Raw genomic sequence first — 26804 nt, 5'->3', positions numbered from 1 at the left:
GGAGTTACAGGCCCAGCTCGACCTCGAACTCGCCTGCCTCCAGGATCGCCTTGACCGCGGTGAGGTAGCGGGCCGCGTCGGCGCCGTCCACCAGGCGGTGGTCGTAGGAGAGGGTCAGATACGTCATGTCGCGGACGCCGATGACCGTGCCCTCCTCCGTCTCGATGACGGCCGGACGCTTGACCGTGGCGCCGATACCGAGGATCGCGACCTGGCCCGGCGGCACGATGATCGTGTCGAACAGCGCCCCACGGGAACCGGTGTTGCTGATGGTGAAGGTCGCACCGGCCAGCTCGTCCGGCGTGATCTTGTTGCCGCGGACCTTGCCGGCCAGGTCGGCCGTGGCCTTGGCGATGCCCGCGATGTTGAGGTCGCCGGCGTTCTTGATGACCGGGGTCATCAGGCCCTTCTCGGAGTCCACCGCGATACCGATGTGCTCGGTGTCGAAGTAGGTGATGGTCCCCTCGGCCTCGTTGATCTTGGCGTTGATGACCGGGTGGGCCTTCAGCGCCTGCGCGGCGGCCTTGACGAAGAACGGCATCGGGGAGAGCTTGACGCCCTCACGCGCCGCGAAGGAGTCCTTCGCCTGGGTGCGCAGCCGCATCAGGCGGGTGACGTCGACCTCGACGACCGACGACAGCTGGGCCTGCTCGCGCAGCGCCTTGACCATGTTGTCGCCGATGACCTTGCGGATGCGGGGCATCTTGACGGTCTGGCCGCGCAGCGGGGAGACCTCCAGCGCCGGCGCCGCCTTCCGCGCGGCCGGAGCGGCGGCAGCGGCCGGAGCCGGAGCGGCCGCGGCGGCCTTCGCGGCCTCGGCGGCGGCGATGACGTCCTGCTTGCGGATACGGCCGCCGACGCCGGTGCCCTTGACGGTGGCCAGGTCGACGCCGTTCTCGGCGGCGAGCTTGCGCACCAGCGGGGTCACATAGGCGCCCTCGTCACCGGCGATCGCGGCGGGAGCGGGAGCGGCCGGGCTGACCGGAGCCGGGGCGGCCGGAGCGGGGGCGGCCGGAGCCGGGGCAGGGGCAGGGGCAGCGGGCTGAACCGCGGCCGGTGCCGGTGCCGGTGCCGCAGGCTGGACCGGAGCCGGAGCCGGAGCCGGAGCCGGAGCCGGAGCCGGAGCCGGAGCCGGAGCCGGGGCCGGGGCCGGGGGAGCCGGCGGGGCGGCGGGGGCCGGTGCCGGAGCCGCGGGGGCGGCCTGCGCGGGCGCCGGAGCGGCGGCCGGGGCAGGGGCGGCCGGTGCCGGGGCGGCACCGGGGGCGCCGATGACGGCGAGCTTGGCGCCGACCTCGGCGGTCTCGTCCTCGCCCACCACGATCTCCAGCAGCACGCCCGCGGTGGGCGCCGGGATCTCGGTGTCCACCTTGTCCGTGGAGACCTCGAGCAGCGGCTCGTCGGCCTCGACGCTGTCGCCGACCGACTTCAGCCAGCGGGTGACGGTGCCCTCGGTGACGGACTCACCGAGCGCGGGCAGGACCACGTCCGTGCCCTGGGCGCCACCGGCCGGAGCCGCGGCAGGGGCGGCAGCGGGGGCCGCGGCCGGAGCCGGGGCGGCCGGGGCCTCGGCGACCGGCGCTTCAGTGGCCGGGGCCTCGGCGACCGGTGCCGGTGCGGCGGCCGGGGCGGGTGCGGCGGCCGGGGCCTCGGCAGCAGCGGGTGCCGGTGCGGCGGCGGGCGCGCCGGTGCCGTCGTCGATCACGGCCAGTTCGGCGCCGACCTCGACGGTCTCGTCCTCGGCGACCTTGATGGAGGCCAGTACGCCCGCGGCGGGCGAGGGGATCTCGGTGTCCACCTTGTCGGTCGAGACCTCGAGCAGTGGCTCGTCGGCCTCGACGCGTTCGCCCTCGGCCTTCAGCCAGCGGGTGACAGTGCCCTCGGTGACGCTCTCGCCGAGCGCCGGAAGGGTTACGGAAACCGCCATGGTTTCGGTTGCTCCTAACGAATTGCGGAAGTCTGTGTCGTCGCGTCCGTTGACCGAAGGCTCAGTCGTGGGAGTGGAGGGGCTTGCCGGCCAGGGCCAGGTGGGCCTCGCCGAGCGCCTCGTTCTGCGTCGGGTGGGCGTGGATGAGCTGGGCCACCTCGGAGGGCAGCGCCTCCCAGTTGTAGATCAGCTGGGCCTCGCCGACCTGCTCGCCCATGCGGTCGCCGACCATGTGGACGCCGACCACGGCACCGTCCTTGACCTGGACGAGCTTGATCTCGCCCGCGGTGTTCAGGATCTTGCTCTTGCCGTTGCCCGCCAGGTTGTACTTCAGAGCGACGACCTTGTCCGCGCCGTAGATCTCCTTGGCCTTGGCCTCGGTGATGCCGACGGAGGCGACCTCCGGGTGGCAGTACGTCACCCGCGGTACACCGTCGTAGTCGATCGGAACGACCTTCAGACCGGCCAGCCGCTCCGCCACCAGGATGCCCTCGGCGAAACCGACGTGCGCGAGCTGGAGGGTCGGGACGAGGTCCCCGACGGCGGAGATGGTGGGGACGTTGGTCCGCATGTACTCGTCGACCAGGACATAGCCGCGGTCCGTGGCGACACCCTGCTCCTCGTAGCCGAGGCCCTGGGAGACCGGGCCGCGGCCGACGGCGACGAGCAGGACCTCGGCCTCGAACTCCTTGCCGTCGGCGAGGGTGACCTTGACCCCGTTCTGGGTGTACTCGGCCTTCTGGAAGAAGGTGCCGAGGTTGAACTTGATGCCGCGCTTGCGGAAGGCGCGCTCAAGGAGCTTGGAGGAGTTCTCGTCCTCGACCGGGACGAGGTGCTTGAGGCCCTCGATGACCGTGACGTCCGAACCGAACGACTTCCACGCCGAGGCGAACTCGACGCCGATGACCCCGCCGCCCAGGATGATCGCGGACTGCGGAACGCGGTCCAGGACGAGGGCGTGGTCGGAGGAGATGATGCGGTCTCCGTCGATCACCAGGCCCGGCAGGGACTTCGGCACGGAACCGGTCGCGAGCAGGACGTGCCGGCCCTGGACGCGCCGGCCGTTCACGTCGACGGAGGTCGGGGAGGACAGTCGGCCCTCACCCTCGATGTAGGTCACCTTGCGGGAGGCGATCAGGCCCTGCAGCCCCTTGTACAGACCGGCGACCACGCCGTCCTTGTACTTGTGGACGGCCGGTACGTCGATGCCCTCGAAGGTGGTCTTGACACCGAACTGCTCGCTCTCGCGGGCCTGGTCGGCGATCTCGCCCGCGTGCAGCAGGGCCTTGGTGGGGATACAACCCCGGTGCAGGCAGGTGCCGCCGACCTTGTCCTTCTCGATCAGGGCGACGTCCAGGCCCAGCTGAGCCCCGCGCAGCGCCGCGGCGTAACCACCGCTGCCACCGCCGAGGATCACTAGGTCGAAAACGGTGCTGGCGTCGTTCGCCACGTCACGTCCTCCATGCATGTGCGCCGTACGCCGGGCCCCTTGGTCCCATCCCGGGGTTGACCGGTCGGTCGGCTGGTGTCCGGCCGCTCTTTCTTCGGCCCTGTGGTGGGGCCCTGTCCTGCCGGGCTCCATCTTCGCACCTGCCGGGGGTGGACGGGACGCGGGGCCCGAGTGTGAGACACCCCACGTCCCACCCGGCAACCACCCCCACAGCCGACCGATCACCCGCACCACCCCGAGGGGGCGCGAGGAACTGCGCGCCCGCCCACGACGGGGCTGCACCCGACCGATCACCGGCACCGCATCGAAGGGGCGCGGGGAACTGCGCGATCGGCCCCGACGGGGCTGCACCCGACCGATCACCGGCAGGTCCCGAGGGGGCGCGAGGAACTGCGCGCCCGCCCACGACGAGGCCGCACCCGACCGATCACCGGCACCGCATCGAAGGGGCGCGGGGAACTGCGCGATCGGCCCCGACGGGGCTGCACCCGACCGATCACCGGCACCGCATCGAAGGGGCGCGGGGAACTGCGCGACAAGCCACAAACGTCCCGCAGCGAACAACTCACCTCAGCCACCCCATAGACATAGGGGCGCGGGGAACTGCGCGACCGGCCGAAGACACGGTCCGCAGCCACCCGCCCCCTCGGGCAGAGCCCGTGGGCGACCTCAGCCCAGGTCACCCACCGCCGCAAGCTCCGCGAGCCGCACCAGCGTGCGCACCGCCGAACCCGTACCACCCTTCGGCGTGTACCCGAACGGGCCGCCCTCGTTGAACGCCGGGCCGGCGATGTCGAGGTGCGCCCAGGTGATGCCGTCGCCGATGAACTCCTTCAGGAACAGCCCGGCGACCAGCCCGCCGCCCATCCGCTCACCCATGTTCGCGATGTCGGCGGTCGGCGAGTCCATGCCCTTGCGCAGATGGTCGGGCAGCGGCATCGGCCACGCCGGCTCGCCGACCTGCTCGGCCGCCTCGTGCACCGCGGAGCGGAACGCGTCGTCGTTCGCCATGATCCCGAAGGTGCGGTTGCCCAGCGCCAGCACCATGGCGCCGGTCAGGGTCGCCACGTCCACGATCGCGTCCGGCTTCTCCTGCGAGGCGGCCCACAGCGCGTCCGCCAGCACCAGCCGGCCCTCCGCGTCCGTGTTCAGCACCTCGACGGTCTTGCCGCTGTACATCCGCAGTACGTCACCCGGACGGGTGGCAGTGCCCGAGGGCATGTTCTCGGCGAGCGCCAGCCAGCCGGTGACGTTGACCTCAAGGCCGAGCCGCGCGGCGGCCACGACCGCGGCGAACACCGCGGCGGCGCCGCTCATGTCGCACTTCATCGTCTCGTTGTGACCGGCCGGCTTGAGGGAGATGCCGCCCGAGTCGTAGGTGATGCCCTTGCCGACGAGAGCGAGGTGCTTCTTCGCCGCCGGGTTGGTGTACGACAGCTTCACCAGGCGCGGTGCCGCGGCCGAGCCGCCGCCGACGCCGAGGATGCCGCCGTAGCCGCCCTTGGTCAGCGCCTTCTCGTCGAGCACCTGCGCCTTGATGCCGTGCTCCTTGGCCGCGGCCTGGGCGATGGCCGCGAACGCCTCCGGGGTGAGGTCGTTCGGCGGGGTGTTGACCAGGTCGCGGGCGCGGTTCAGTTCCTCGGAGACGGCGGTGGCGCGCGCCAGGGCCGCCTTGTGCTCCTTGTCGCGGGGCTTGCCGCCGAGCAGCGCGGCCTCGGCGAGCGGCGTCTTGCCGTTGCCCGTCTTGCCGTTGCCGGCGCTGTCCTTGTAGGTGTCGAAGGAGTAGGCGCCCAGCAGCACGCCCTCGGCGATCGCGGAGACGGCGGCGGCGTCGGCGAGGGGCAGCGCGAAGGCGGCCTTCTTGGCGCCGTTCAGCCCGCGGGCGGCGACACCGGCGGCCTTGCGCAGCGCCTCGGCGGCGTGCGCGGCGCCCTTCGCGGGCTCGTCGCCGAGGCCCACCGCCACCACGAGCGGCGCCTTGAAGCCGGCCGGCGCGGGCAGCTTCGTCAGCTCGCCCTCGGCGCCGGTGGCACCGAGGGTCTCCAGGACGCCGGCGAGCTTGTCGTCGTACGCCTTGTCCACGGCTTCGGCGCCCGGTGCGACGACGGGGCCCTTGGTGCCCTTTGCGACACCGACGACGATCGCGTCGGCCCGCAGGCCGGGCGCCGCGGCGGTGCTGAGAGTCAGAGCAGTCACGGTGGTGAAATCTCGCTTCCGATGTGAAGTTGCTGTGGCCGAATGGGTGGGTCGACCGGGCCCGGGGACCGACCCTAGAACTGGCCTGAGGGCGGGTCGAGACCGGGGCCTTCGCCCTGCCGGCGAGCACCCGGGACGAGCCTACGCGTGTGTGTGCGCCTGCTCATTCCCCTGGTCGTTCACCTGTGGGTGACGTCGTGGCCATGTGCCGCCCGCCCCTGCGCTTCGGCGACCTGAGCCCCATGCGCCGGTGCCCGACGGCCGCCCCCGCTGCCCGTTCGCCGAATTCTCACCGATCGCCTCTGCGGAACTCCACAAGGGGATGGTCATCCTCCTGTATACGCCGCGTTCAGCGCCCCGAAGGGGCGCGGGGCTGTATCACCATGCGCTCCGCCGCGCGGTCGAGCCCAGCCACAACGGCCCCGCGGCCGAACGACGACCCATCACGGCCCAGCAGGAGTTCGGCGACGCCGACGGCGACGACCACCCCCAGGGCGGCACGCACACCGTCGTACGCCCCGAAGGCAGTGCCCCCGGCCCCGGCCCCGGCCCCGGCCCCGGCCCCGGCCGCCGCCGCGACCCCGGCCGCGACGGCGAACCACAACGGCGCCGCGGCCGAACGACGACCCGTCACGGCCCCCCCGGCGGAGCGCCGAGCGCCAGCAGCACGAGCGCCGTGGTCGCCGCCGTCTCCGCGAGTGCGCCGAACACGTCTCCGGTGACCCCGCCGAAGCGGCGCACACAGTGGCGCAGCAGGAGTTCGGCGACGCCGACGGCGACGACCACTCCCAGGGCGGCACGCACACCGTCGTACGCCCCGAAGGCAGTGCCCCCGGCCCCGGCCGCCGCCACCACCGCCACCCCGGCCGCGACGGCGCCGCCCGTCGGCACCACCCCCGCGACCGCCGCGCCCAGCCCCTCCGGCCGGGCGGCCGGCACCCCCGCGCGGGCGGCGGCGGTGAGCGCGAGCCGGGCGGCGGTCGCCGAGACCACGGCGGCGAGCGCGCCCCGGGCCCATGAGTCGCCGTACGCCTGCGCCAGGGCGGCCAGTTGGGCCGGTACCGCGAGCAGCAGGGTGACCACGCCGAACGGCCCGATGTCCGACTGCTTCATGATCCGCAACGCGTCCTCGGCGGGCTTGCCGCTGCCCAGCCCGTCCGCGGTGTCGGCGAGTCCGTCCAGATGCAGACCGCGGGTGAGTACGGCGGGTACGGCGACCGAGGCGACGGCGGCGAGCGGCGGGGCCGCGCCCAGCAGGAGCAGCAGCAGCCCGGCCCCGGCCGCGCAGCCACCCACGACCAGCCCGACCAGCGGGGCGCTCAGCATGCCGAGCCGGGCCGCCGCCCGGTCCCAGCGGCGCACGGCGACGGGCAGCACGGTGAGGGTGCCGAAGGCGAAGCGAAGCCCCTCCGAGAGCGAGGCGGGCGAGGCCGGTGAGGCGGGTGAAGCGGGCGAGGTCATGGACACCGGCGCAGGGTACCCGGCGGTCGCGGGAGCACCGCCGGGCGCCGGGATACGCGACCGACTGTCAGGGATAAAGTGCGCATATGGGACATTGGCTGGACCGGAACATCATCGAGCCCGGCAAGCTCCCGCTGCTTCTCGCCCTCGCCGCGTTCGTGCTGACCTTCCTGGTCACCCGGTCCATCACCCGGCTGATCCGGGCGGGCAGGGGCCCCTTCCGCAACGTCAGCGCGGGCGGGCTGCACATCCACCATGCCGTCCCCGGTGTCGTGCTCACCGTGATCGGCGGCTTCGGCGCGGTGGCCAGCGGCCGGCACGGCCTCGGCGGGTTCGTCTCCGCCGTGGTCTTCGGCATCGGCGCGGGCCTCGTCCTCGACGAGTTCGCGCTGATCCTGCATCTCGACGACGTCTACTGGACCGAGGAGGGCCGCAAGAGCGTCGAGGTCGTCGTCCTGACCGCCGCGCTCGTCGGCCTGCTCCTCGCGGGTTTCGCGCCGTTCGGCGTCAACGGCCTCTCCGCGGAGGAACTCCAGGGCCGCGGCGCGGCCATCGCGAGCGTCGCCGTGAACTTCCTGTTCTCCCTGGTCTCCCTCAGCAAGGGCAAGACCCGCACCGCCCTGTACGGCGTCGTCGTCCCGTTGATCGCCCTCGTCGGCGCGGTTCGCCTGGCCCGGCCGGGCTCGCCGTGGGCCAGGCGCTGCTACCGGCGCCGGCCACGGGCCCGTGCCCGGTCGCTGGTGCGCGCGTACCGTCACGACCGCCGCTGGTCCGGCCCCAGCCGGGCCGTCCAGAACTGGATCGCCGGTGCGCCTGACCGCTCCGCGAAGGGCCGGTGACGGTCGTCGTTCGGCTGTGGCTCTGGCGTGGTCGCTCGCGCCCGCACCGCGGAGCCGCATATCGATGCAGCCCCGCGCCCCTTCGGCGCGCGCGCTGCCTAGCCGCTCTCTGTTTCCTGGCGGCGGTCGGTGTGCTGGAGGACGGTCGGCAGGGTGCACAGGGTGGTGACGCCGGCCAGGGCCGCGATGTGTTCCTTGCCCGCGAGGTTGTCCTTGACCAGTACCTCGATCACCATCGCGAGCACCACCGCGCCGCCCGTCGCACAGGCGCCGTACCGCCGGCTCAGATACACCGCGAGGCCCACCACGGCCGCCGACGGCCCGGTGTCCACGACCTGCGCGTCCGAGGCCGGCAGGCCGAGCGGTGTGTGCGGTCCGAGTGCGACGCCCACGCGCGCATACAAGGTCCCGGCGAGCGTGACGACGTACGCGACGGTCAGCGTGCGCCACCAGCCGAGGCAGATCTCCGCGATGCCGAACACGAACAGGATCTGCGCCAGCGCACCCCACACCGGCAGGTCGAGCGCCGGGACGAACAGCGACAGCGGGGTGCGCAGCAGGGCGAGCCACAGCGGGTCCCGGGCCCGCACGGCGCCCACGTTCTGTACGAACTGAAAGCCCCACGACTGGTTCTGCACCACCTGGAGCACCGCGGTCAGGCACACCGCGGTGAGCGTCATCGGAATCGCCCGCGGGCCGCGCTTTTGCAGCGGCTCGCGCACCGTGACGTACAGCAGCCCCCACTCGGCGCGGGCCCAGCGGGCGACCCCGCTCATCCGGTGGACCTCATCGGCGCGTGTCCAGGTGTCTGCGGTGCAGCCACCCGGGCAGTCCGGGCGCCTCCAGGAAACCCTCCGCGTGCGCCGAGGCCAGGCCGATGCGCGGCAGGTCCGCGCTCTTCTCGAAGAGCAGGAACCGGGGTTCCCAGATGGGCCGGTACTTGGCGTTGGCACGGTACAGGGACTCGATCTGCCACCAGCGCGAGAAGAAGCTGAGCAGGGAGCGCCACAGCCGCAGCACCGGGCCCGCGCCGAGCCGTGCGCCGCGTTCGAAGACGGACCGGAACATCGCGAAGTTGAGGGACACCTGAGTGATCCCGATCTCCCCGGCCCTGCGCAGCAGTTCGATGACCATGAACTCCACCAGCCCGTTGTCGGCGTCCCGGTCCCGCCGCATGAGGTCGAGCGAGAGCCCGTGCGGCCCCCAGGGCACGAACGACAGCAGGGCCTTCAACTCGCCGTCGGCATCGGTGCATTCGAGCATCACACAGCGCCCGTCCGCCGGGTCCCCGAGCCGTCCGAGGGCCATGCTGAACCCGCGTTCGGTGGCGCCGTCCCGCCAGTCGTCCGCGCGCCGCACCAGATACGTCATCTCGTCGGCCGGGATCTCCTCGTGCCGCCGCACACGCACCGCGTACCCGGCCCGCCCGACCCGGTTGTAGGCCTGCCGGACGGTGCGCATCGCCCGGCCCTCCAACGTGAAGTCGGCCACCTCCACGATCGCCTCGTCGCCGAGTTCCAGGGCGTCGAGGCCGTGCCGGGCGTACACGGTCCCCGCCTCCTCGCCGGCGCCCATCACGGCCGGGATCCAGCCGTGCGCCCGTGCCTGGGCCAGCCATGGCACGATCGCCCCGGGCCACGCCTCCGGATCGCCGAGCGGATCCCCGGAGGCCAGCGACACCCCGCCCACGACCCGGTACGCCACCGCCGCCTTCCCGGTCGGCGACCACACCACGCTCTTCTCCCGGCGCAGCGCGAAGTAGCCGAGCGAGTCCCGTTCGCCGTACCCGTCGAGCAGCACCCGCAGCCGCTTCTCGTCGTCCCCGGTGAGCGGGTCGACGGCGCGCCGGGAGCGGAAGGCGGCGTAGAACACGGCCAGCACGAGGGCGGTGCTCAGCACGTTGATGACGACGTTGACCCAGTTGGGCGTCGAGATCCCGGGGAAGTACGACTCGTCGGCGGCGACCGAGACCAGCCGCAGCGTGCCGTAGTGCCAGCGCTCCGGGAACGTGGAACGCCCCGCGTCCGGCGCCCGGTTGGTGACCGTCACGAGCAGCGCCGCCAGCAGCGACGCGGCCAGCCCGCCGCCGACCGCGACGCCGGCGGCGAGCCGGGGGTTGGACCGGTCGCCCTTGGCGTAGAACTCGCGGCGTCCGACGAGCAGCGCGGCGACGAACCCGGCGGTCAGCACGAGGGAGATCCAGTTCTGCGCGTACTGCCGGATCTCCGGGAAGGACATGGCGAACGCGAACAGGGCGAGGAACGCTCCGCTGAGCACCAGGTTGAGGATCCACGCGGCACGCTTGCGGCGCCGCATGGTGATCGCCAGGAAGGCGGTGAACAGGCCCGAGGCGAAGCCCGCCGTCAGCAGGTACGGCGTGAAGTAGTTCTCCTGGTTGTGGCGGCGTACGTCCTGCCCGAGGGAGACCCACACCGCGCTGAGGAAGTTGACGAAGGCGACGGCCCGCAGGTACCAGACGGCGAAGGCGGCGGCCCGCGCCGAGGCCGTGCCGCCCGGCCGGTCACCCGACCGCCCCGGGCCGGTGTCCTGCTCCACGGCAATTCGGGCATCTCCCATGAGGAAGGATCATATGTCCGAGACCCCGACGAACCCCTCACACCCGCCCACACCCGCCCACACCCGCACTCGACCGTTGCTGTCGCTGTCGCTGCCATCCGGCCTCCGTCCGCGCCGGAGACGGGCCGACCGCCGCACGTTGTCTCCGGGCGCGGGCGGCCGTGTCACGGTCGACGACGCCGGGCGGCCTCGTCGCGGTCGACGACCCGGAGCGGACCGCGCGCCGCGTCAATGAGCCGGAGCGGATCGCGCGCCGCGTCAATGAGCCGGAGTGGATCGCGCGCCGCGTCAATGAGCCGGAGTGGATCGCGCGCCGCGTCAATGAGCCGGAGCCCGACAGTCGGGCTCGTATCCCCACCCGAGGACGACAGCCCGCCGGTCCACAACCTGCGGCACACGTGGGTCTGCTTCCGTGCGGGTCTGTTTTTGTGCGGGTCCGGTTTTGCGCCCGGTCCGGTCCCGCGGGTCTGCTTTCGCGTCCGTCCGGTCCTGTCCCGTCCGGTCCTGTCCCGTGCCGGTCCTGTCCCGTGCCGGTCCTGTCCCGCGCCGGTCTGCTTCCGCGCCCGTGCCGGTCCGCGCCCGTGCCGGTCCGGTCCCGTGCCGGTCCGGTCCCGTGCCGGTCCGGTGTCCCTTTTGTTCTGCTGGAGTCCGCTCTTCCTCGGCGGGCGGGCCCGGTGGTGCGGGGTCTGCGTCAGCGCGGTGCTGCCGCTGGGCTCTGCCTTTCGTCGGCGCCGGATTCCGGCCAGGTGTCAGTCGTCCGTCGCGGTCTGCTGCTGCTCCGGCTGGTCCCCATCGGGCTGCTCCGGCTCGCTCGCCGGCTTCTCGGGGAGTTCCGCGGCCAGCGCTGCCGCCGCCTGGACCAGGGGCAGGGCCAGCAGCGCCCCCGCCCCCTCGCCGACCTTGACCCCCTGCTTCAGCAGCGGTTCCAGTGCCATCCGGTCCAGCGCCTTCGCCTGCCCCGGCTCCCCGCTGTCGTGCCCGGCCAGCCACCAGTCCGGCGCCCGGAAGGCGATCCGCTGCCCGACCAGCGCGCACGCGGCCGCCACGACCCCGTCCAGGATCACCGGCAGCTTCCGCACCGCGCACTGCAACAGGAACCCGGTCATCGCCGCGAGATCGGCCCCGCCCACGGTCGCCAGCAGCTGCAACTGGTCCCCGAGCACCGGCCGCGCACGCCGCAGCGCGTCCCGGATCGCGGCGCACTTGCGCATCCAGGCGAGGTCGTCGATGGGCCGGCCGCCCCGCCCGGTCACCACGGACGCGTCGGTCCCGCACAGCGCGGCGACGAGCACGGCCGCCGCGGTGGTCCCGCCCACGCTCACATCGCCGAGCACCGCCAGGTCCGTACCGGAGTCGGCTTCCTCGTCGGCCACCGCGATCCCCGCGCGGAAGGCGGCCTCGGCCTCCTCCAGGGTCAGCGCGTCCTCGATGTCGATCCGGCCGCTGCCGCGCCGCACCCGGTACCGTACGACGTCCTTCGGGAAGGCGTCCGGCACGCAGTCCAGCGCCATGTCCACCACCCGCACCGGCACCCCGAGCCGGCGGGCGAGCACCGACACGGGGCTGCCGCCCTCCAGGACCGCGCGCACCAGTTCCCCGGCGCTGCCCGCGGGGCGCGCGGAGACCCCGAGCCCGGCGATTCCGTGGTCCCCGGCGAAGAGAACGACCCGCGGCCGTTCGACCGGCCGTACCGGTACGGCGCCCTGCGCGGCGGACAGCCACTCACCCAGGTCGTCGAGGCGCCCCAGGGACCCGGGCGGCACGATCAGACGTTCCCGGCGGGCCTCTGCGTCACGGCGCACACCGCCGTCCGGGCGCTCGATCAGATCCGTGAAGTCGTCGAGATTCAGCGAGCTCATTCGCCGAACAGTACCGGCACCGAACGAACGGTTCCGCGTCGGTTCCGCGCCACGTCGATACCGCATCCGCGCAGCGTCTTTGCACCCAAGATCGCTATCCCATACGTTCCGTTTTGCAGCGGATTGTCGTACAGGGAGGCGCGCATGCAGCCGGAGCCGTCCACGCAGCCCGAGCCACCCGCCCCGGCGGAACCGGCGACACCGAGAAAACCGGCGCCCCCAACGGAACCGACCACAACCACCGTGCCTCCCGCGCAAGCCGGCCCTCCCGCGCAAGCCGGCCCTCCCGCGCAAGCCGGCCCTCCCGCGCAAGCCGGCCCTCCCGCGCAAGCCGGCCCTCCCGCGCAAGCCGGCCCTCCCGCGCAGGCCGGGTCTCCCGTGCATGCCGGCCCTCCCGTGTGCACCGAGCCTTCTGCGCACACCGGGCCTCGGGTGCACGCCGGGCCTTCCGTGCATGTCGAGCCTTCTGCGCAGACTGAGCCTCGGGTGCACGCCGAGCCTTCTGTGCAGGCCGGGTCCCCGGTGCAGGTCGGTCCTTCCACGCAGACCGGGCCTCGCGCGCACGCCGGGCCTCGCGAGCACGCGGGGTCTCCCGTGCAAGCCGGGTCTCCGGCGCAGGCCGGGCCTCCCGCGCGAACCGATCCCCCCATGTCTCCGCCGGAGCCCGTGTCTCCGCCGGAGCCTGCGCCTGCCCCCGCGCTGGAGCCTGCGCCTGCCCCCGCGCCTGCGCCTACCCCCGCGCTGGAGCCTGCGCCTGCCCCCGCGCCGGAGTCCGCCCCCGCCTCGGAGGCGCTCGGGTTCCGCGTCGCCGCGCCCTTTCATGATCCGCGTCGGCCGGACTGTCCCTGGTGCGGGTCGCGGCGGCTGCGTACCCGGCTTCGCGCGCCCGACCTGCGCCACCGCGCCCCGGGCGTCTTCGTCGTCGAGGAGTGTCACGACTGCGCCCACGCCTTCCAGAACCCGCGCCTGACCCCGCAGGGACTGGCCTTCCACCAGCGGGAGTTCGACGACGCGCACGTGCGGCCGCTCGTGGACCGTGTGCACTCGGCCCGCCGGCACCGCGCCGCGGCCCAGGCGCTGCTTCGCTGCCCCGGCTTCCCCGAACCCGAGAGCTGGCTGGACGTCGGCACCGGCCACGCCCGCTTCCCGGAAGCCGCCCGCGACCTGTTCCCCTACACGGCGTTCGACGGCCTCGACACCACCCCGCGGGTGCTCCGGGCCCGCGCGGCGGGCCGGATCGAGGAGGCGTACGTCGGCAGGCTGGCCGATCCCCGCCTCACCGATCGCCTGCGCGCCCGCTACGACGTGGTCAGCATGTTCCACCACCTGGAGCACGCGCCCGACCCGCGCGACGAACTCCGAGCCGCCCTGACCGTCCTGCGCCCCGGCGGCCACCTCGTCCTCGAAGTCCCGGACCCGGCCAGCGCGTTCGCCACCCTGCTCGGCAAGTGGTGGCTCCCGCACGGCCAGCCCCGCCACACCCACCTGGTGCCGCTGAACAACCTCCGTGCGGAACTTCAGGCCCGGGGCTGCGCGATCGTCGCGACCGACCGCCGCGCCGCGCACACCCCCTACGACCTGTCCGCCGCCCTGACCCTCGCCCTCGCCAACACCCTGCCCGCACGCCTGCTCCGGGCCACCGCCCCGCTGGTGGCCGCGGCGACCGCCCTGGACCGCGGCCTGGCCCCGCTGCTGCGCCGCACCCGCTTCTCGAACGCGTACCGCGTCATCGCCCGCAAGGAGACCGGCTGACCGGGCCGCGCACCCGGCGTCAGCCGCGCAGCACCAGCGCCTGGCCGGCCACCACCAGCAGCACCTGCTCACACTCGCCCGCGAACGCCGCGTTCAACCGGCCCAGTTCGTCCCGGTAGCGGCGCCCGGACGCGGTCGCGGGCACGATCCCGGACCCCACCTCGTTGGACACGACGACGAGCGTGCGCCGCGTGGCCCGCACCGCCGCCGTCAACTCCCGTACCCGCTCCCGCAGGGCCCGCTCCCCGCCGGACGCCCACTCGGCGTCGTCCCACGCCCCGACCGCGTCCATCGCGTCGGTCAGCCACAGCGACAGGCAGTCGATCAGCAGCGGCGGGCCGTCCTTCGCGAGCAGCGGTACGAGATCGCAGGTCTCCGCCGTACGCCAGGACCCGGGGCGCCGCTCCCGGTGCGCCGCCACCCGGGCGGCCCACTCGGTGTCCCCGCTGCGGGAGCCGCCCGTGGCCACGTACAGCACGTCCGGGAAGGACTCCAGCCGCCGCTCGGCCTCCACCGACTTCCCGGAGCGCGCCCCGCCCAGGACCAGCGTCCGGCGCGGCACACCCGGCCCGGCCGGCCCCGCCGGCACATCCTCGGTTGCCCCCACCGTCAGCGTCGTCCCGTCCGGCACCGCGCGGGCGCCCGCCGCGGCCAGTCGCCGACGCGCCTCGGCGCCCGGCGGCACGTCGTGGTCCAGGTGCACGGCGACCACATCCGTCGTCGGTCCGGCCGCGCCCACCGCGCGCAGCCTGGCCAGTGCGTCCGGCCGCCCCACGACATCCGCGAGCACCAGGTCGTACGCCCCGGCGGACTCCGCGCCCCGCGTGAGCCCCGCCGGGGCACTGCCCGGCGGCAGATACAGCAGCCGCTGCCCGCCCGGCCCGGTCACCGCGTACCCGGTGCCGCCCGCGTCCATCGCCAGCGCCCGTACTCGATGCCCCGTCAGCAGCGTCAACTCCCGTCCGTCCGGCACCCGTACGGGCTGCGGCAGCCCGGCCGGCACCTCCACCGGGGGCCCGTCGTGCGGATGCGACAGCAGGACCTGCCGTACGCCGTCCAGCGCATGCCCCGCCCGCGCGGCGGCCAACACCATGCCCGGCGTCAGGTCGAGCAGCAGCACGCCGTCCACGAGCACCGCGGTGGCCGCCCGCGCGTCACCGCCGAGCGCCGTCGCACACGCCGCGCAGGGACAGTCGGGGCGGGGCAGCCCCGCCGGGGCTCCGGTACCGAGCACAGTCACTTCCACGGACCGATTTTCACCTGTCGCCGCAGGTCTCGCGCATCCGACTAGGCTGCGGGCAGGAGCCGGACCAGGATCCGGCTCTCGCTCTGCTCTGCATGTGCTGACATCAGGAGGCGTACATGGCGGCATGGACGTGGCGGTTCGAGAAGGCCGACGGGACGGAGGTCCAGCCGGCGGTGCAGCCCGAGGAGTTCACCACGCAGGGTGATGCCGAGTCCTGGATCGGGGAGCACTGGAAGGACCTGCTCGCGGGCGGCGCCGACCAGGTGTGGCTGTTCGAGGACGGCACGGAGATCTACGGGCCGATGAGCCTGCACGCCGCCGACGCGTAGCCGGCCCCGGCCGAGGGTGGCCGCCCGGGCGGCCACCCCGTACGCACCGCTCACCCGGCGTCCCGGTCCCGGTTCTGCTCTCTGCTCGCGCAGCGTCGCAGTGTCACGGTCCCGGTTTCGCTCACTGCTCGCCCAGTGTCACGTTCACCGTCTGCTCGGTGCCGTCGCGGGTGAACGTCACCGTCGTCCGCTGCCCCGGCCGGTTCGCCGCCAGCGCCTCGGAGAGCGAGGTGATCGTGGTGATGACGGTGCCGCCGAGCCGGGTGATGACGTCCCCCGTCCGGATGCCCGCCTTGTCGGCTGCGCCCCCACTGGTCACCTCGGCCACGGCGACCCCGGCGGGCTGGAAGGAGTCGTCGACGACGTCCCGCGCGGTGATGCCGAGCGCCGCCCGCCCCGAGTCGGTGACCCGGCCCTGCTTGACGATCTGGCCGGCGACCGTCTTCACCATCGACGCCGGGATGGCGAACCCGATGCCGGGCGCCGCGCTGCCCCCGAGGGCGGGGTCGGCGGCGGCGAGCGTCGGAATGCCGATGACCTGCCCGTCGAGGTTGACCAGCGCGCCCCCGCTGTTGCCCGGGTTGATCGCCGCCGACGTCTGCACCATGTTCGCGATGGTGGCCCCCGTGCCGCCGCCCGAACCGCCCTCGCTGACGGTCCGTCCGGTCGCCGACACGATGCCCTGCGTCACGCTGGACGACAGCCCGAGCGGCGAGCCCATGGCGAGCACGATCTGCCCGACCTCCACCTTTTCGGAATCCCCGAGCCGCGCCGCCCGCAGCCCTTCGGGTACCTGGTCCAGCTTGACGACCGCGAGGTCCTGCTCGGGGTAGGAGTAGACGAGCCGGGCGGTCAGCGGTGACTCGCTGTTGGCGATGGTCACCCGGAAGGTCTTCTCGGTGCCCACCACGTGCGCGTTGGTGACGATGTGCCCGTTGTCGTCGTACACCACCCCCGACCCCAGGTCCCGGCTGCCCCGGATCTGCACCACCGACGGCAGTACGTCCTTGATCACCCGCTGGTAGTCGCTCTGCAGGCTGTCGCCGTTCAGCGGAACCGCCGCCGGTGCGGTGGTCGCGGCCTGCTCGGCCTGCGGATCGGAGTCGGTGCACCCGGTGACGAGCACGGCGGAACAGACGAGCGCGGCGAGGAGGGCGACGGCCCGCGAGGCAGGGGTACGGGAAGCGTCCATGCCCCGAGTCTCACCGCGAGCCGAACCCCCGGGCCTGCGGAGAGCGGCCGAACGGGGTGGGCCGTCGCCGGGTCGGCCCCCGCACGCCGCCACCGGGCGCCACGGCTGGTCGCGCCGTTTCCCGCGCCCCTGGGTGGGCTGACCCCGGCGCGTGATGGTGAAGTGCCGTTGCTCTGTGGGGCTTTGGCGCTGTGGGCGACGGGCCGGGTGGGGGTGCGGGCGTGTGGGCTGTGCGGGTGTGTCGTGGCTGGCCGCGCAGTTTCCCGCGCCCCTGGGTCGGCTGGTGCCTGGCGCGTGGTGGTGAAGTGTCGTTGGCTTGTGGGGTTTGGCGCTGTGGGCGACGGGCCGGGTGGGGGTGCGGGCGTGTGGGCTGTGCGGGTGTGTCGTGGCTGGTCGCGCCGTTTCCCGCGCCCCTGGGTCGGCTGGTGCCTGGCGCGTGTTCGCAGAGGCCCGTTGGCTGTGGGGGATGGGCGTCGTGGGGCGGATCGTCGGGTGGGACCGTCAGCCTCGTACGCCGCACAGGTGCAGCAGTGCCGCCACCCCGCGGTACGGGTCCGTCCGTCCGGCCCGCTCCTCGACGGCGAGCATCGCTCCCGGAACCGTCGCTCCCGGAACCGTCGCTCCCGGAACCGTCGCCCCCGGGACCGCACCCAGGACCGCCGCCCCCGGAACTGCCGAACCGGGAACCGCCCCCGGAACCGTCGCTCCCGGAACCGTCGCCCCCGGGACCGCACCCAGGACCGCCGCCCCCGGAACTGCCGCACCGGGAACCGCCCCCGGAACCGTCGCTCCCGGAACCGCTCCCGGAACCGCCGCCCCCTGAACCGCACCCGGGCCCGCCGTCCCCGGTACCGTCGCCCCCTGAACCGCTTCCGGGGCCGTGTCCGCCCTGGGGGGCGCGTCCGTGTCCGTCGCCGTGTCGATGAAGACCCCGACCCCGTACCAGGCGTGCAGCGGCGCCCCGATCCCGGCCAGCGTCGCCGTCAGCGCGGTCAGCCGGTTCGCCCGTACCTCCGGGCCCGGCCGGTCCGCGGTCCCCGTGTCCGCGTCCACGCGGGACGGCGGCCGGGGGGTGGCGTCGAGCGCGGCGAGCGCCGCCGCCCAGTCCCCGGCGAGCCCCGGCCGCATCGCCGGCGCGTCCCCGTTGCGCACCACCAGCGACAGCAGACCGCCCGGCGCGAGCATCCGGGCCAGCCCCGCCAGCAGCGGGTCCGGCTCCGCGACATGCATCAGCACCTCGTGGCACAGCACCACGTCGAAGCTGCCCGGCAGGAAGTGCACCCCCGTGTCCCGGCCGTCCCCCTGCACGATCCGCAGCCGCTCCCGGATCCCCTCGGGCTCCGCGGTCAGCGTCCTACGGGCCATCGAGATCATCGCCGGTTCCTGCTCGACACCGGTCACCTGATGACCGGCGCGGGCCAGCCGCAGCGCCCGCGCGCCCCGCCCCATCCCCACGTCGAGCACCCGCAGCCGCTGTCCGACCGGGAACCGCCCGACTATCTGCTCGTCGAGCTGGCGGGCCACCAGCTCCTGCCGTACGACATCACACGGCCCGACCGAGCCCGGCCGGGCCTGCGCCGCGCCCTCGGGGAAAGAAGCTGCGCTCAGGGCCGCTCTCCACGCTTGACCTGGGGCTTCGGCAGCCGCAGCCGGCGCATCTGGAGGGAACGCATCAGCGCGTAGGCGACGGCGCCCTTGCGGTTCTGGTCGGTGAAGCGCTCACCGAGCCGCTTGCGCAGCCGGAAGCCGCTGAGCAGCGAGTCGAGCACGATCAGCACGATCACGACCAGCCACAGCAGCAGCGCGATGTTCTGCAGCGCGGGCACCCGCACCACGCTCAGCACCAGGATCACCACGGCCAGCGGCAGGAAGAACTCCGCGATGTTGAAACGCGAGTCCACCCAGTCCCGTGCGAACTTGCGGACCGGACCCTTGTCCCGGGCCGGCAGATAGCGCTCGTCGCCGCCGGCCAGCGCCTGACGCTGCCGCTCCATCTGGGCACGGCGCTCCTCGCGCTGCCGCTTGGCGGCGTCCTTGCGCGTCATCGACGTATTGGCGACGCTGCGGCGCTGGGACTGCGCCTCACTCCGTTTCGGAGTGGGGCGGCCCTTGGGGGCCTGCGGGTCGCGGGGCTGCTTGGAGCCGGTCACCGTCGCCTTGTCGGCGGACGGGGCCTTCTCTTCCTTCGCACGGCTACGGAACACGAAACCCAAGGGTACGGGGTGGTGAGGCGTGGACCCCAGCCAGGCGGGGAACGATCCGGCAACACCAGTCGTCTGTAAGGGGACAGAGGGGACGTTGCGCACGGTTCATCCGGCGGTCACCCGGGAGCCCACCAGGGGGGCCACCTACTCCCTACGCCGGACCGGGAGCGTACGCAGTCGTCCTTGGGGATGAGCGCATCCGTCCCCGAACAGTGCGGTAATGGAGGCAGGGCCCGTACTGTGGGTTCTGTCGCAGATCGGTGAGCTGGAGTCCGTCAGAAGGGGGCGCGCGAAGCCCATGAGCGGTGTCATGAAGCGTATGGGGATGATCTTCCGCGCGAAGGCGAACAAGGCCCTTGACCGGGCCGAGGACCCGCGCGAAACCCTCGATTACTCGTACCAGAAGCAGCTGGAGCTGCTCCAGAAGGTCCGCCGTGGCGTCGCCGACGTGGCGACCTCACGCAAGCGCCTGGAACTCCAGCTGAACCAGTTGCAGCAGCAGTCCTCCAAGCTGGAGGACCAGGGGCGCAAGGCGCTCGCGCTGGGCCGTGAGGACCTGGCCCGCGAGGCGCTGTCCCGCCGCGCGGCGCTCCAGCAGCAGGTGACGGACCTTGAGACGCAGCACTCGACGCTCCAGGGCGAGGAGGAGAAGCTCACCCTGGCCGCGCAGCGCCTCCAGGCCAAGGTCGACGCCTTCCGCACCAAGAAGGAGACGATCAAGGCGACGTACACCGCGGCTCAGGCCCAGACCCGGATCGGCGAGGCCTTCACCGGTATCTCCGAGGAGATGGGCGACGTCGGCCTGGCCATCCAGCGCGCCGAGGACAAGACCGCCCAGCTCCAGGCGCGGGCCGGCGCCATCGACGAACTGCTGGCCTCCGGCGCCCTGGACGACCCCTCCGGCATGGCCAAGGACGACATCCAGGCCGAGCTGGACCGCCTCTCCGGTGGTACGGATGTGGAGCTGGAACTCCAGCGCATGAAGGCGGAGCTGGCCTCGGGCTCGCCCCAGCAGGCGATCGAGGGCGGCACGGGCCAGCAGCAGCAGTCCCAGCAGCAGCCGCAGGACACTCCGCGCTTCGACAAGCAGTAGGGAAGCAGTAGAGCCGACGGTCTGGAGAGCGAGATGGCGGACATGATCGTACGGATCATGGGGGAGGGACAGGTGAGGCTGGCGGACCGCCACCTCGCCGAGCTGAACAAGCTGGACGACGAACTCCTGGCCGAGATGGAGAACGGCGACGGCCCCGGCTTCCGCCGCACCCTCCAGGCCCTCCTCGCCAGGGTCCGCTACCTGGGCGAACCGGTACCCGACGACTCCCTGAAACCGTCCGACCTCATCCTCCCGTCCCCCGACGCAACCCTGGAACAGGTCCGCGACCTCCTAAAAACCAACGGCCTGATCCCAGGCTGACCCCACCCCCTCCACGCCAAAGCCCTGGCCGCAGCCCCCTGGGGCCGCGGGGAACTGCGCACCAAGCCACTACGCACCCCACCCCGCAACCCCGACGGCGCAGGCGCCCCCATCCCCGTGACCTCTGTGTCAATGGGCCGGGGGGCAGCCCCTGGGGGCGCGGGGAACTGCGCGCCAAGCCACGACGCACCCCGCACAGCCCCTCACACGGCAACCCCGATGGCGCAGGCGCCCCCACCCCCGTGACCTCTGTGTCAATGGGCTGGGCCCAACCCACCCAGGGGCGCGGGGAACTGCGCGCCAAGCCACCACGCACCCGCACAGCCCCCCACCCCGCAACCCCGACGGCGCAGGCGCCCCCACCCCCATGACCCTGTATCCATGGGCCGGGCCCAGCCCACCCAGGGGCGCGGGGAACTGCGCGCCAAGCCACCACGCACCCGCACAGCCCCCCACCCCGCAACCCCGACGGCGCAGGCATCCCCATCCCCACCCCCGTCCGACTGCGGTCACGCCCCAGCCGCAGCCCACCCAGGGGCGCGAGGAACCGCGCACCCCGCCAAAGCCCCGCAGGCCCCCGTACGCTGCATCCCGTGAGCAGACTGCAACGCGCCCGGTGCCGGCTCACGGCGCACCCCTTCGCGCTGGACACGGCCATCGCGGCGGGCGCACTGGTGTGCATGGTGATCGGTTCCTTCGTCGCCCCCGAAGGAGAGCACGGCGTCAGCTGGGGCGTACGCACCCCCGACCCGCTCAGCCTCGTCCTGATGACCCTCGGCGCCGCCGCCCTCGTCTTCCGACGCAGCACCCCCAAGGCCGTCCTCGCCGTCACCGGCACCGCCTCCCTCGTCGAGAGCGTCACCGGAGTTCCGCGCGCCCCGGTCGCGATGTGCGCCGTCATCGCGCTGTACACGGTCGCCGCGACCACCGACCGTGCCACCACCTGGCGCGTCGGCCTGCTCACCATGACCGTACTGACGGGCGCGGCCATGCTGGCCGGCCCCCTGCCCTGGTACGCCCAGGAGAACCTGGCGATCATCGCCTGGACCGGCACCGGCGCCACCGCGGGCGACGCGGTCCGCAGCCGCCGTGCCGTGGTCCGGGCCATCCGGGAACGCGCCGATCGGGCCGAACGCACCCGGGAGGAGGAGGCACGGCGCCGGGTCGCCGAGGAACGCCTGCGCATCGCCCGCGATCTGCATGACGTCGTCGCCCATCACATCGCCCTGGTCAATGTGCAGGCCGGGGTCGCGGCCCATGTCATGGACAAGCGCCCGGACCAGGCGAAGGAGGCCCTCGCCCATGTGCGGGAGGCCAGCCGGTCCGCGCTCAACGAACTCCGCGCCACCGTCGGCCTGCTGCGCCAGACCGGCGACCCCAAGGCCCCCACGGAACCCGCCCCCGGCCTCAGCCGCCTCGATGAACTCGCCGGTACCTTCCGCAACGCGGGCCTCCCGGTCGAGGTCGCCCACGCCGACCAGGGCGAGGAACTGCCCGCCGCCGTCGACCTGGCCGCCTACCGGATCATCCAGGAGGCCCTGACGAACGTGCAGAAGCACGCGGGCCCGGACGCCAGGGCCGAGGTCAGCGTCGTACGGGTGGGCCCGCTCGTCGAGGTGACCGTCCTCGATGACGGCACGGCCGTGAACGGTGCCACGGCCGGCGGCGGGCACGGGCTGCTCGGCATGCGGGAGCGGGTCACCGCCCTCGGCGGCAGCCTCACCACCGGTCCCCGGTACGGCGGCGGCTTCCGCGTCCATGCGATCCTGCCCGTCAAGACCCGCACCACCGCCACGGGGGAGCCCGCATGACGATCCGTGTCCTGCTCGCCGACGACCAGGCACTGCTGCGCAGCGCCTTCCGCGTGCTGGTCGACTCCGAGCCCGACATGGAGGTGGTGGGGGAGGCGTCCGACGGCGCGGAAGCGGTGCGGCTGACCCGGGAGCAGCGGACGGACGTCGTCCTCATGGACATCCGGATGCCCGGCACCGACGGACTTCAGGCCACCCGTCTGATCAGCGCCGATCCCACCCTGGCCCATGTCCGCGTGGTCATCCTGACCACCTTCGAGGTCGATGACTACGTGGTGCAGGCGCTGCGCGCGGGCGCCTCCGGTTTCCTCGGCAAGGGCTCCGAACCGGAGGAACTCCTCGCCGCGATCCGCGTCGCGGCCGGCGGCGAGGCGCTGCTGTCCCCGACGGCCACCAAGGGCCTGATCGCCCGCTTCCTCGCCCAGGGCGACGCGGCAAACGACGGCCGCGACCCCGCACACTCCGACCGGCTGGACGCGCTCACCGGACGGGAGCGCGAGGTCCTGGTCCAGGTCGCCGGCGGCCACTCCAACGACGAGATAGCCGAGCGCCTCGAGGTCAGTCCGCTGACCGTGAAGACCCATGTGAACCGGGCCATGGCCAAGCTCGGTGCGCGGGACCGCGCCCAGCTGGTGGTCATCGCCTACGAGTCGGGGCTGGTACGTCCAAGGATGGACTGACCTACACCCGGGCGTACTGCGGCCGGAGTAGGAACCGGATAAGGAAATGGACCTGGGGGCGACGGATCCGCCCTCGCGCATGGACCAGGGTGGTGTTGTGGGCGCTCACACGCCCTTGCCGCTCACAGAAGAGAGACCCTGACCCATGTCCTGGCTGTCCAGATTCAGCCTCGCGCAACGGGCCCTGATCGGGCTGATGTCCATCATCGCGATCGTCTTCGGGGCGATCGCGATACCTCAGATCAAGCAGCAGCTGCTGCCCACCATCGAGCTGCCGATGGTGTCGGTCCTCGCGCCCTACCAGGGCGCGTCCCCCGACGTCGTCGAGAAGCAGGTCGTCGAACCCCTCGAAGACAACCTCGAAGCCGTCGACGGCATCACCGGCGTCACCTCCACGGCCGGCGAGGGCAACGCCGTGATCATGGCGTCCTTCGACTACAGCAACGACACCAAGCAGCTCGTCACCGATGTCCAGCAGGCCGTCAACCGGGCCCGCCCCCAGCTCCCGGACGGCGTCGACCCGCAGGTCATCTCCGGGTCCACGGACGACATCCCGACCGTGGTGCTCGCCGTCACCTCGGACAAGGACCAGCAGGCCCTCGCCGACCAGCTCGACAAGACGGTCGTCCCGGACCTGAAGGACATCGACGGCGTCGGCCGGGTCCAGGTCGACGGCGTACGGGACGTCCAGGTCACCGTGACCCCCGACGACGCGAAGCTGGCCAAGGCGGGCCTCACCCCCGCCGCCCTCGTCCCGGCGCTCCAGGCGGGCGGCGCCACCGTCCCGGCCGGCTCCTTCGACGAGGGCGGCGCCAACCGCACCGTCCAGGTCGGCGGCGGCCTCACCTCGCTCGCGCAGATCCGGGACCTGAGGGTCACCGGTGAGGGCGGCGGCAAGCCGGTCCGCCTCGGCGATGTGGCCACGGTCAAGGAGCAGCAGGCCCCGGCCGAGTCCATCACCCGTACCGACGGCCGGCCGAGCCTCGCCGTGAACGTCACCATGGACCACGACGGCAGTGCGGTCTCCATCTCGAACGCGGTCAAGGACAAGCTGCCCGGGCTGCGCAAGGACCTCGGTTCCGGTACGGACATCACGGTCGTCAGCGACCAGGGCCCGGCGGTCTCGAAGTCCATCAAGGGCCTGACCACCGAGGGCGCCCTGGGCCTGCTCTTCGCGGTCCTCGTCATCCTGGTCTTCCTGGCGTCGGTGCGCTCGACGCTGGTGACGGCGGTGAGCATCCCGCTCTCGGTCGTCCTCGCCCTGATCGTCCTGTGGACGCGCGACCTGTCCCTGAACATGCTCACGCTGGGCGCGCTGACCATCGCGATCGGCCGGGTCGTCGACGACTCGATCGTCGTCCTGGAGAACATCAAGCGGCACCTCGGCTACGGCGAGGAGCGCCAGGCGGCGATCCTGGGCGCCGTCCGCGAGGTGGCCGGCGCGGTCACCTCCTCCACCCTCACCACGGTCGCCGTCTTCCTGCCGATCGGCCTGGTCGGTGGCATGGTGGGCGCCCTGTTCGGCTCGTTCAGCCTCACCGTGACGGCCGCGCTGCTGGCGTCCCTGCTGGTGTCGCTGACGGTCGTCCCGGTCCTGTCGTACTGGTTCCTGCGCGCGCCGAAGGGCACCCCCGAGGACGCGGAGCAGGCCCGCAGGCAGGCCGAGGAGAAGGAGGCGAACAGCCGCCTCCAGCGCATCTACGTCCCGGTGCTGCGGTTCGCCACCCGCCGCCGCTTCACCAGCGTCGTGATCGCCGTGGTGGTGCTGCTCGCCACCTTCGGCATGGCCCCGCTGCTGAAGACGAACTTCTTCGACCAGGGCGAGCAGCAGGTCCTCAGCATCAAGCAGGAGCTGAAGCCCGGCACCAGCCTGGCGGCCACCGACGAGCAGGCCCGCCGGGTGGAGAAGCTGCTCGGCGACACCAAGGGCGTCAAGGACTACCAGGTCACCATCGGTTCGTCCGGCTTCATGGCGGCCTTCGGCGGCGGCACCGACACCAACCAGGCGTCGTACCAGGTGATGCTGGAGGACTCCGCGTCCTACGACGATGTGCAGACGCACATCGAGGACGGGCTGGCCGAGCTGAAGGGCATCGGCACCACCACGGTCTCCGCCGGTGACGGCTTCGGCAGCCAGGACCTGAGCGTCGTCGTGAAGGCGGCCGACGGGGACGTGCTGGACACGGCGGCGGAGCAGGTACGCAAGACCGTGGCCGGGCTCGACCATGTCACCGATGTGACCAGCGACCTGGCGCAGAGCGTGCCGCGCATCTCGGTCAAGGCGAACGCGAAGGCGGCCGCGGCGGGCTTCAACGACCAGACGCTGGGCGCCGCGGTGGCCCAGGCGGTCAAGGGCACGACGGCCGGGAAGGCGACCCTGGACGACACCGAACGCGACATCGTGGTCAGGTCGGCCGAGCCGGCCGAGACGCTGGCGCAGCTGCGCGCGCTGAACCTGGGCGCGGTCAAGCTCGGCGACATCGCGGCGGTGCAGCTGGTGGACGGACCGGTGTCGATGACCCGGATCGACGGCCAGCGCGCGGCGACCATCACCGCGCGGCCGACGGGTGACAACACCGGTGCGGTGAGCACCAAGCTCCAGTCGAAGATCAACGCGCTGAAGCTCCCGGCGGGGGCGACGGCGGAGATCGGCGGCGTCAGCTCCGACCAGGACAGCGCGTTCAAGAACCTGGGCCTGGCGATGCTCGCGGCGATCGCGATCGTCTTCATGCTGCTGGTGGCGACGTTCCGGTCGCTGGCCCAGCCGCTGATCCTGCTGGTGTCCATCCCGTTCGCGGCGACCGGCGCGCTCGGTCTGCTCATCGTCACCGGTACGCCGATGGGCGTCCCCGCGATGATCGGCATGCTGATGCTGATCGGCATCGTGGTGACGAACGCGATCGTGTTGATCGACCTGATCAACCAGTACCGGCGCCAGGGGTACGGCGTCGTCGAGGCCGTGGTGGAGGGTGGCCGGCACCGGCTCCGCCCGATCCTGATGACGGCCCTGGCGACGATCTTCGCCCTGCTGCCGATGGCGCTCGGCGTCACCGGCGAGGGTGGCTTCATCGCCCAGCCGCTCGCGGTGGTGGTGATCGGTGGTCTGATCACATCGACGCTGCTGACGCTGCTGCTGGTCCCGACGCTGTACGCGATGCTCGAACTCCGCAAGGAGCGCCGCGCGAAGAAGCGCGCGGCAAAGCGGGCAGCACCAGAGGTACGGGAACCGGTGGGCGTCTAGACCCGCGGGGTACAGCGCCTCGATCGGGTGGGGACCAGCCGCCACGCCCGCGGCTGGTCCCCACCCACCCCCAACAAACGCCGAGCCCGGCCCCGCCCACCCCGGGGGTCCGGGCCTCGGCCCATTCTCAGCACACGCCAGGCCCAGCCCCCAGAGGCGCGGGGAACTGCGCGCCAAGCCCCAACACACCGTCACAGGCAACGCCACCGCACCCCCACGCCGCTCGGCCCCCACACCCAACGGCCCCTCGGCAAACACGCCCGAGGAGTCTGATGAAGATCTCGAATATGCGCCCGGCTTGCCCTGGTTCAACCCGATTGACATTTACCGGCGATCCGGGGTGAACCGGGTGTCGAAAGCAAGATTTTCAGGACACTCCGAGGCCCAGCCCCCCAGGGGCGCGGGGAACTGCGCGAAAAGCCCCAACGCACCCGCACAGGCCAAACCACCCGCACCCCCACGACACCCCGCCCCCACACCCAACGGCCCGTCTGCAAACACGCCCAGGGCCAGCCCCCCCAGGAGCGCGGGGAACTGCGCGAAAAGCCCCAACGCACCCGCACAGGAAAGACCACCGCACCCCCACGCCGCTCGGCCCCCCACCCAACGGCCTCTCGGTAAACACGCCC

20 protein-coding genes and 2 pseudogenes are annotated in these 26804 nt (G+C 72.9%); 8 read left to right on the top strand and 14 right to left on the bottom strand.

All coding sequences use genetic code 11. The features are described 5' to 3' along the window. Positions 1–4: 4 nt before the first annotated feature. From sucB to ABT245_RS04450, 5 genes are all read right to left on the bottom strand, one after another. Positions 5–1924 carry a 2-oxoglutarate dehydrogenase, E2 component, dihydrolipoamide succinyltransferase gene (gene sucB / locus ABT245_RS04470; RefSeq protein ID WP_351728431.1) on the bottom strand — a complete coding sequence of 640 codons (1920 nt, stop codon included), beginning with the start codon at positions 1922–1924 and terminating at the stop codon, positions 5–7. Positions 1925–1985: 61 nt separating this feature from the next. Further along, positions 1986–3374 carry a dihydrolipoyl dehydrogenase gene (gene lpdA / locus ABT245_RS04465; RefSeq protein WP_351728428.1) on the bottom strand — a complete coding sequence of 463 codons (1389 nt, stop codon included), beginning with the start codon at positions 3372–3374 and terminating at the stop codon, positions 1986–1988. Between the two features lie 669 nt (positions 3375–4043). Further along, the gene (locus ABT245_RS04460; RefSeq protein ID WP_351728425.1) at positions 4044–5570 is read right to left on the bottom strand and encodes a leucyl aminopeptidase; all 1527 of its coding nucleotides are present in this window, start codon (positions 5568–5570) and stop codon (positions 4044–4046) included. Positions 5571–5919: 349 nt separating this feature from the next. Next, positions 5920–6204, bottom strand: coding sequence for a hypothetical protein (locus ABT245_RS04455; RefSeq protein WP_351728422.1), 285 nt, complete (start codon positions 6202–6204; stop codon positions 5920–5922). Continuing rightward, positions 6201–7031: an adenosylcobinamide-GDP ribazoletransferase gene (locus ABT245_RS04450; RefSeq protein WP_351728984.1), complete on the bottom strand. Its 831-nt coding sequence runs from the start codon at positions 7029–7031 to the stop codon at positions 6201–6203. Before ABT245_RS04450 ends, ABT245_RS04455 begins: the two co-directional genes overlap by 4 nt. Positions 7032–7117: 86 nt before the next feature. Between ABT245_RS04450 and ABT245_RS04445 the strand changes: the two genes are divergently transcribed. Beyond that, complete coding sequence (locus tag ABT245_RS04445) at positions 7118–7870, top strand: hypothetical protein (protein WP_351728419.1); 753 nt, start codon at positions 7118–7120, stop codon at positions 7868–7870. A gap of 98 nt (positions 7871–7968) precedes the next feature. Here the strand turns inward: ABT245_RS04445 and ABT245_RS04440 are convergent, their stop codons facing one another. The 4 genes from ABT245_RS04440 to ABT245_RS04425 all read right to left on the bottom strand — a co-directional run bounded on the left by ABT245_RS04440 (position 7969) and on the right by ABT245_RS04425 (position 12548). Beyond that, positions 7969–8646 carry a hypothetical protein gene (locus ABT245_RS04440; RefSeq protein ID WP_351728417.1) on the bottom strand — a complete coding sequence of 226 codons (678 nt, stop codon included), beginning with the start codon at positions 8644–8646 and terminating at the stop codon, positions 7969–7971. A gap of 10 nt (positions 8647–8656) precedes the next feature. Further along, positions 8657–10447 carry a phosphatidylglycerol lysyltransferase domain-containing protein gene (locus ABT245_RS04435; RefSeq protein WP_351728414.1) on the bottom strand — a complete coding sequence of 597 codons (1791 nt, stop codon included), beginning with the start codon at positions 10445–10447 and terminating at the stop codon, positions 8657–8659. 749 nt (positions 10448–11196) lie between these two features. After that, positions 11197–12306 carry a nicotinate-nucleotide--dimethylbenzimidazole phosphoribosyltransferase gene (cobT, locus tag ABT245_RS04430; RefSeq protein WP_351728411.1) on the bottom strand — a complete coding sequence of 370 codons (1110 nt, stop codon included), beginning with the start codon at positions 12304–12306 and terminating at the stop codon, positions 11197–11199. Next, entirely contained in the window at positions 12303–12548 is a 246-nt protein-coding gene (locus tag ABT245_RS04425; protein WP_351728408.1) for a hypothetical protein, read from the bottom strand. The genes cobT and ABT245_RS04425 overlap by 4 nt, the downstream gene beginning before the upstream one ends. Before the next feature lie 406 nt (positions 12549–12954). Between ABT245_RS04425 and ABT245_RS04420 the strand changes: the two genes are divergently transcribed. Further along, on the top strand, positions 12955–14058 hold the full coding sequence (locus ABT245_RS04420; protein ID WP_351728406.1) for a class I SAM-dependent methyltransferase: 1104 nt from the start codon (positions 12955–12957) through the stop codon (positions 14056–14058). 19 nt (positions 14059–14077) lie between these two features. Here the strand turns inward: ABT245_RS04420 and ABT245_RS04415 are convergent, their stop codons facing one another. Then, a complete protein-coding gene (locus tag ABT245_RS04415) occupies positions 14078–15304 on the bottom strand; it encodes a bifunctional adenosylcobinamide kinase/adenosylcobinamide-phosphate guanylyltransferase (RefSeq protein ID WP_351728403.1) in 1227 nt (408 codons plus the stop codon). Between the two features lie 116 nt (positions 15305–15420). On the opposite strand from ABT245_RS04415, the gene ABT245_RS04410 reads away from it, so the two are divergent. Continuing rightward, positions 15421–15633: a hypothetical protein gene (locus ABT245_RS04410; RefSeq protein WP_351728400.1), complete on the top strand. Its 213-nt coding sequence runs from the start codon at positions 15421–15423 to the stop codon at positions 15631–15633. Positions 15634–15754: 121 nt separating this feature from the next. On the opposite strand, the gene ABT245_RS04405 is transcribed toward ABT245_RS04410, so the two are convergent. The 4 genes and pseudogenes from ABT245_RS04405 to ABT245_RS04395 form a co-directional block, all read right to left on the bottom strand. Continuing rightward, the gene (locus ABT245_RS04405) at positions 15755–16825 is read right to left on the bottom strand and encodes a S1C family serine protease (RefSeq protein ID WP_351728397.1); all 1071 of its coding nucleotides are present in this window, start codon (positions 16823–16825) and stop codon (positions 15755–15757) included. A 501-nt stretch (positions 16826–17326) separates the two neighbouring features. Beyond that, a pseudogene (locus ABT245_RS45990) lies at positions 17327–17416 on the bottom strand (SAM-dependent methyltransferase); the annotation flags it as partial. A 255-nt stretch (positions 17417–17671) separates the two neighbouring features. Further along, positions 17672–18349, bottom strand: a pseudogene (locus ABT245_RS04400) (class I SAM-dependent methyltransferase); the annotation flags it as partial. Between the two features lie 80 nt (positions 18350–18429). Beyond that, positions 18430–19029, bottom strand: a complete 600-nt coding sequence (locus ABT245_RS04395; RefSeq protein ID WP_351728391.1) for a DUF3043 domain-containing protein — start codon at positions 19027–19029, stop codon at positions 18430–18432. Between the two features lie 298 nt (positions 19030–19327). On the opposite strand from ABT245_RS04395, the gene ABT245_RS04390 reads away from it, so the two are divergent. From ABT245_RS04390 to ABT245_RS04370, 5 genes are all read left to right on the top strand, one after another. Beyond that, positions 19328–20122 carry a PspA/IM30 family protein gene (locus tag ABT245_RS04390; RefSeq protein WP_351728389.1) on the top strand — a complete coding sequence of 265 codons (795 nt, stop codon included), beginning with the start codon at positions 19328–19330 and terminating at the stop codon, positions 20120–20122. Positions 20123–20164: 42 nt separating this feature from the next. Next, a complete protein-coding gene (gene pspAA, locus ABT245_RS04385; RefSeq protein ID WP_351728982.1) occupies positions 20165–20443 on the top strand; it encodes a PspA-associated protein PspAA in 279 nt (92 codons plus the stop codon). Between the two features lie 593 nt (positions 20444–21036). Then, positions 21037–22254: a sensor histidine kinase gene (locus tag ABT245_RS04380; protein ID WP_351728386.1), complete on the top strand. Its 1218-nt coding sequence runs from the start codon at positions 21037–21039 to the stop codon at positions 22252–22254. Then, positions 22251–22934 (top strand): response regulator, encoded by a 684-nt coding sequence (locus ABT245_RS04375; protein ID WP_351728383.1) that lies wholly within the window; start codon positions 22251–22253, stop codon positions 22932–22934. Before ABT245_RS04380 ends, ABT245_RS04375 begins: the two co-directional genes overlap by 4 nt. Positions 22935–23079: 145 nt before the next feature. Then, positions 23080–26175: an efflux RND transporter permease subunit gene (locus tag ABT245_RS04370; RefSeq protein ID WP_351728381.1), complete on the top strand. Its 3096-nt coding sequence runs from the start codon at positions 23080–23082 to the stop codon at positions 26173–26175. Positions 26176–26804: the final 629 nt, after the last annotated feature.

Origin of the sequence: Streptomyces sp. NPDC001508, from assembly GCF_040298665.1 — a bacterium.
Lineage (GTDB): Bacteria > Actinomycetota > Actinomycetes > Streptomycetales > Streptomycetaceae > Streptomyces.
This window is presented reverse-complemented; position numbering and strand designations above follow the sequence as displayed.

Bases quoted from the DNA above. Each gene is read 5' to 3' on its own strand.
- sucB (WP_351728431.1), bottom strand. From the start codon at position 1,924: ATGGCGGTTTCCGTAACCCTTCCGGCGCTCGGCGAGAGCGTCACCGAG.
- ABT245_RS04450 (WP_351728984.1), bottom strand. From the start codon at position 7,031: ATGACCTCGCCCGCTTCACCCGCCTCACCGGCCTCGCCCGCCTCGCTC.
- ABT245_RS04445 (WP_351728419.1), top strand. From the start codon at position 7,118: ATGGGACATTGGCTGGACCGGAACATCATCGAGCCCGGCAAGCTCCCG.
- ABT245_RS04440 (WP_351728417.1), bottom strand. From the start codon at position 8,646: ATGAGCGGGGTCGCCCGCTGGGCCCGCGCCGAGTGGGGGCTGCTGTAC.
- ABT245_RS04435 (WP_351728414.1), bottom strand. From the start codon at position 10,447: ATGGGAGATGCCCGAATTGCCGTGGAGCAGGACACCGGCCCGGGGCGG.
- cobT (WP_351728411.1), bottom strand. From the start codon at position 12,306: ATGAGCTCGCTGAATCTCGACGACTTCACGGATCTGATCGAGCGCCCG.
- ABT245_RS04420 (WP_351728406.1), top strand. From the start codon at position 12,955: ATGTCTCCGCCGGAGCCCGTGTCTCCGCCGGAGCCTGCGCCTGCCCCC.
- ABT245_RS04410 (WP_351728400.1), top strand. From the start codon at position 15,421: ATGGCGGCATGGACGTGGCGGTTCGAGAAGGCCGACGGGACGGAGGTC.
- ABT245_RS04405 (WP_351728397.1), bottom strand. From the start codon at position 16,825: ATGGACGCTTCCCGTACCCCTGCCTCGCGGGCCGTCGCCCTCCTCGCC.
- ABT245_RS04390 (WP_351728389.1), top strand. From the start codon at position 19,328: ATGAGCGGTGTCATGAAGCGTATGGGGATGATCTTCCGCGCGAAGGCG.
- pspAA (WP_351728982.1), top strand. From the start codon at position 20,165: ATGATCGTACGGATCATGGGGGAGGGACAGGTGAGGCTGGCGGACCGC.
- ABT245_RS04375 (WP_351728383.1), top strand. From the start codon at position 22,251: ATGACGATCCGTGTCCTGCTCGCCGACGACCAGGCACTGCTGCGCAGC.
- ABT245_RS04370 (WP_351728381.1), top strand. From the start codon at position 23,080: ATGTCCTGGCTGTCCAGATTCAGCCTCGCGCAACGGGCCCTGATCGGG.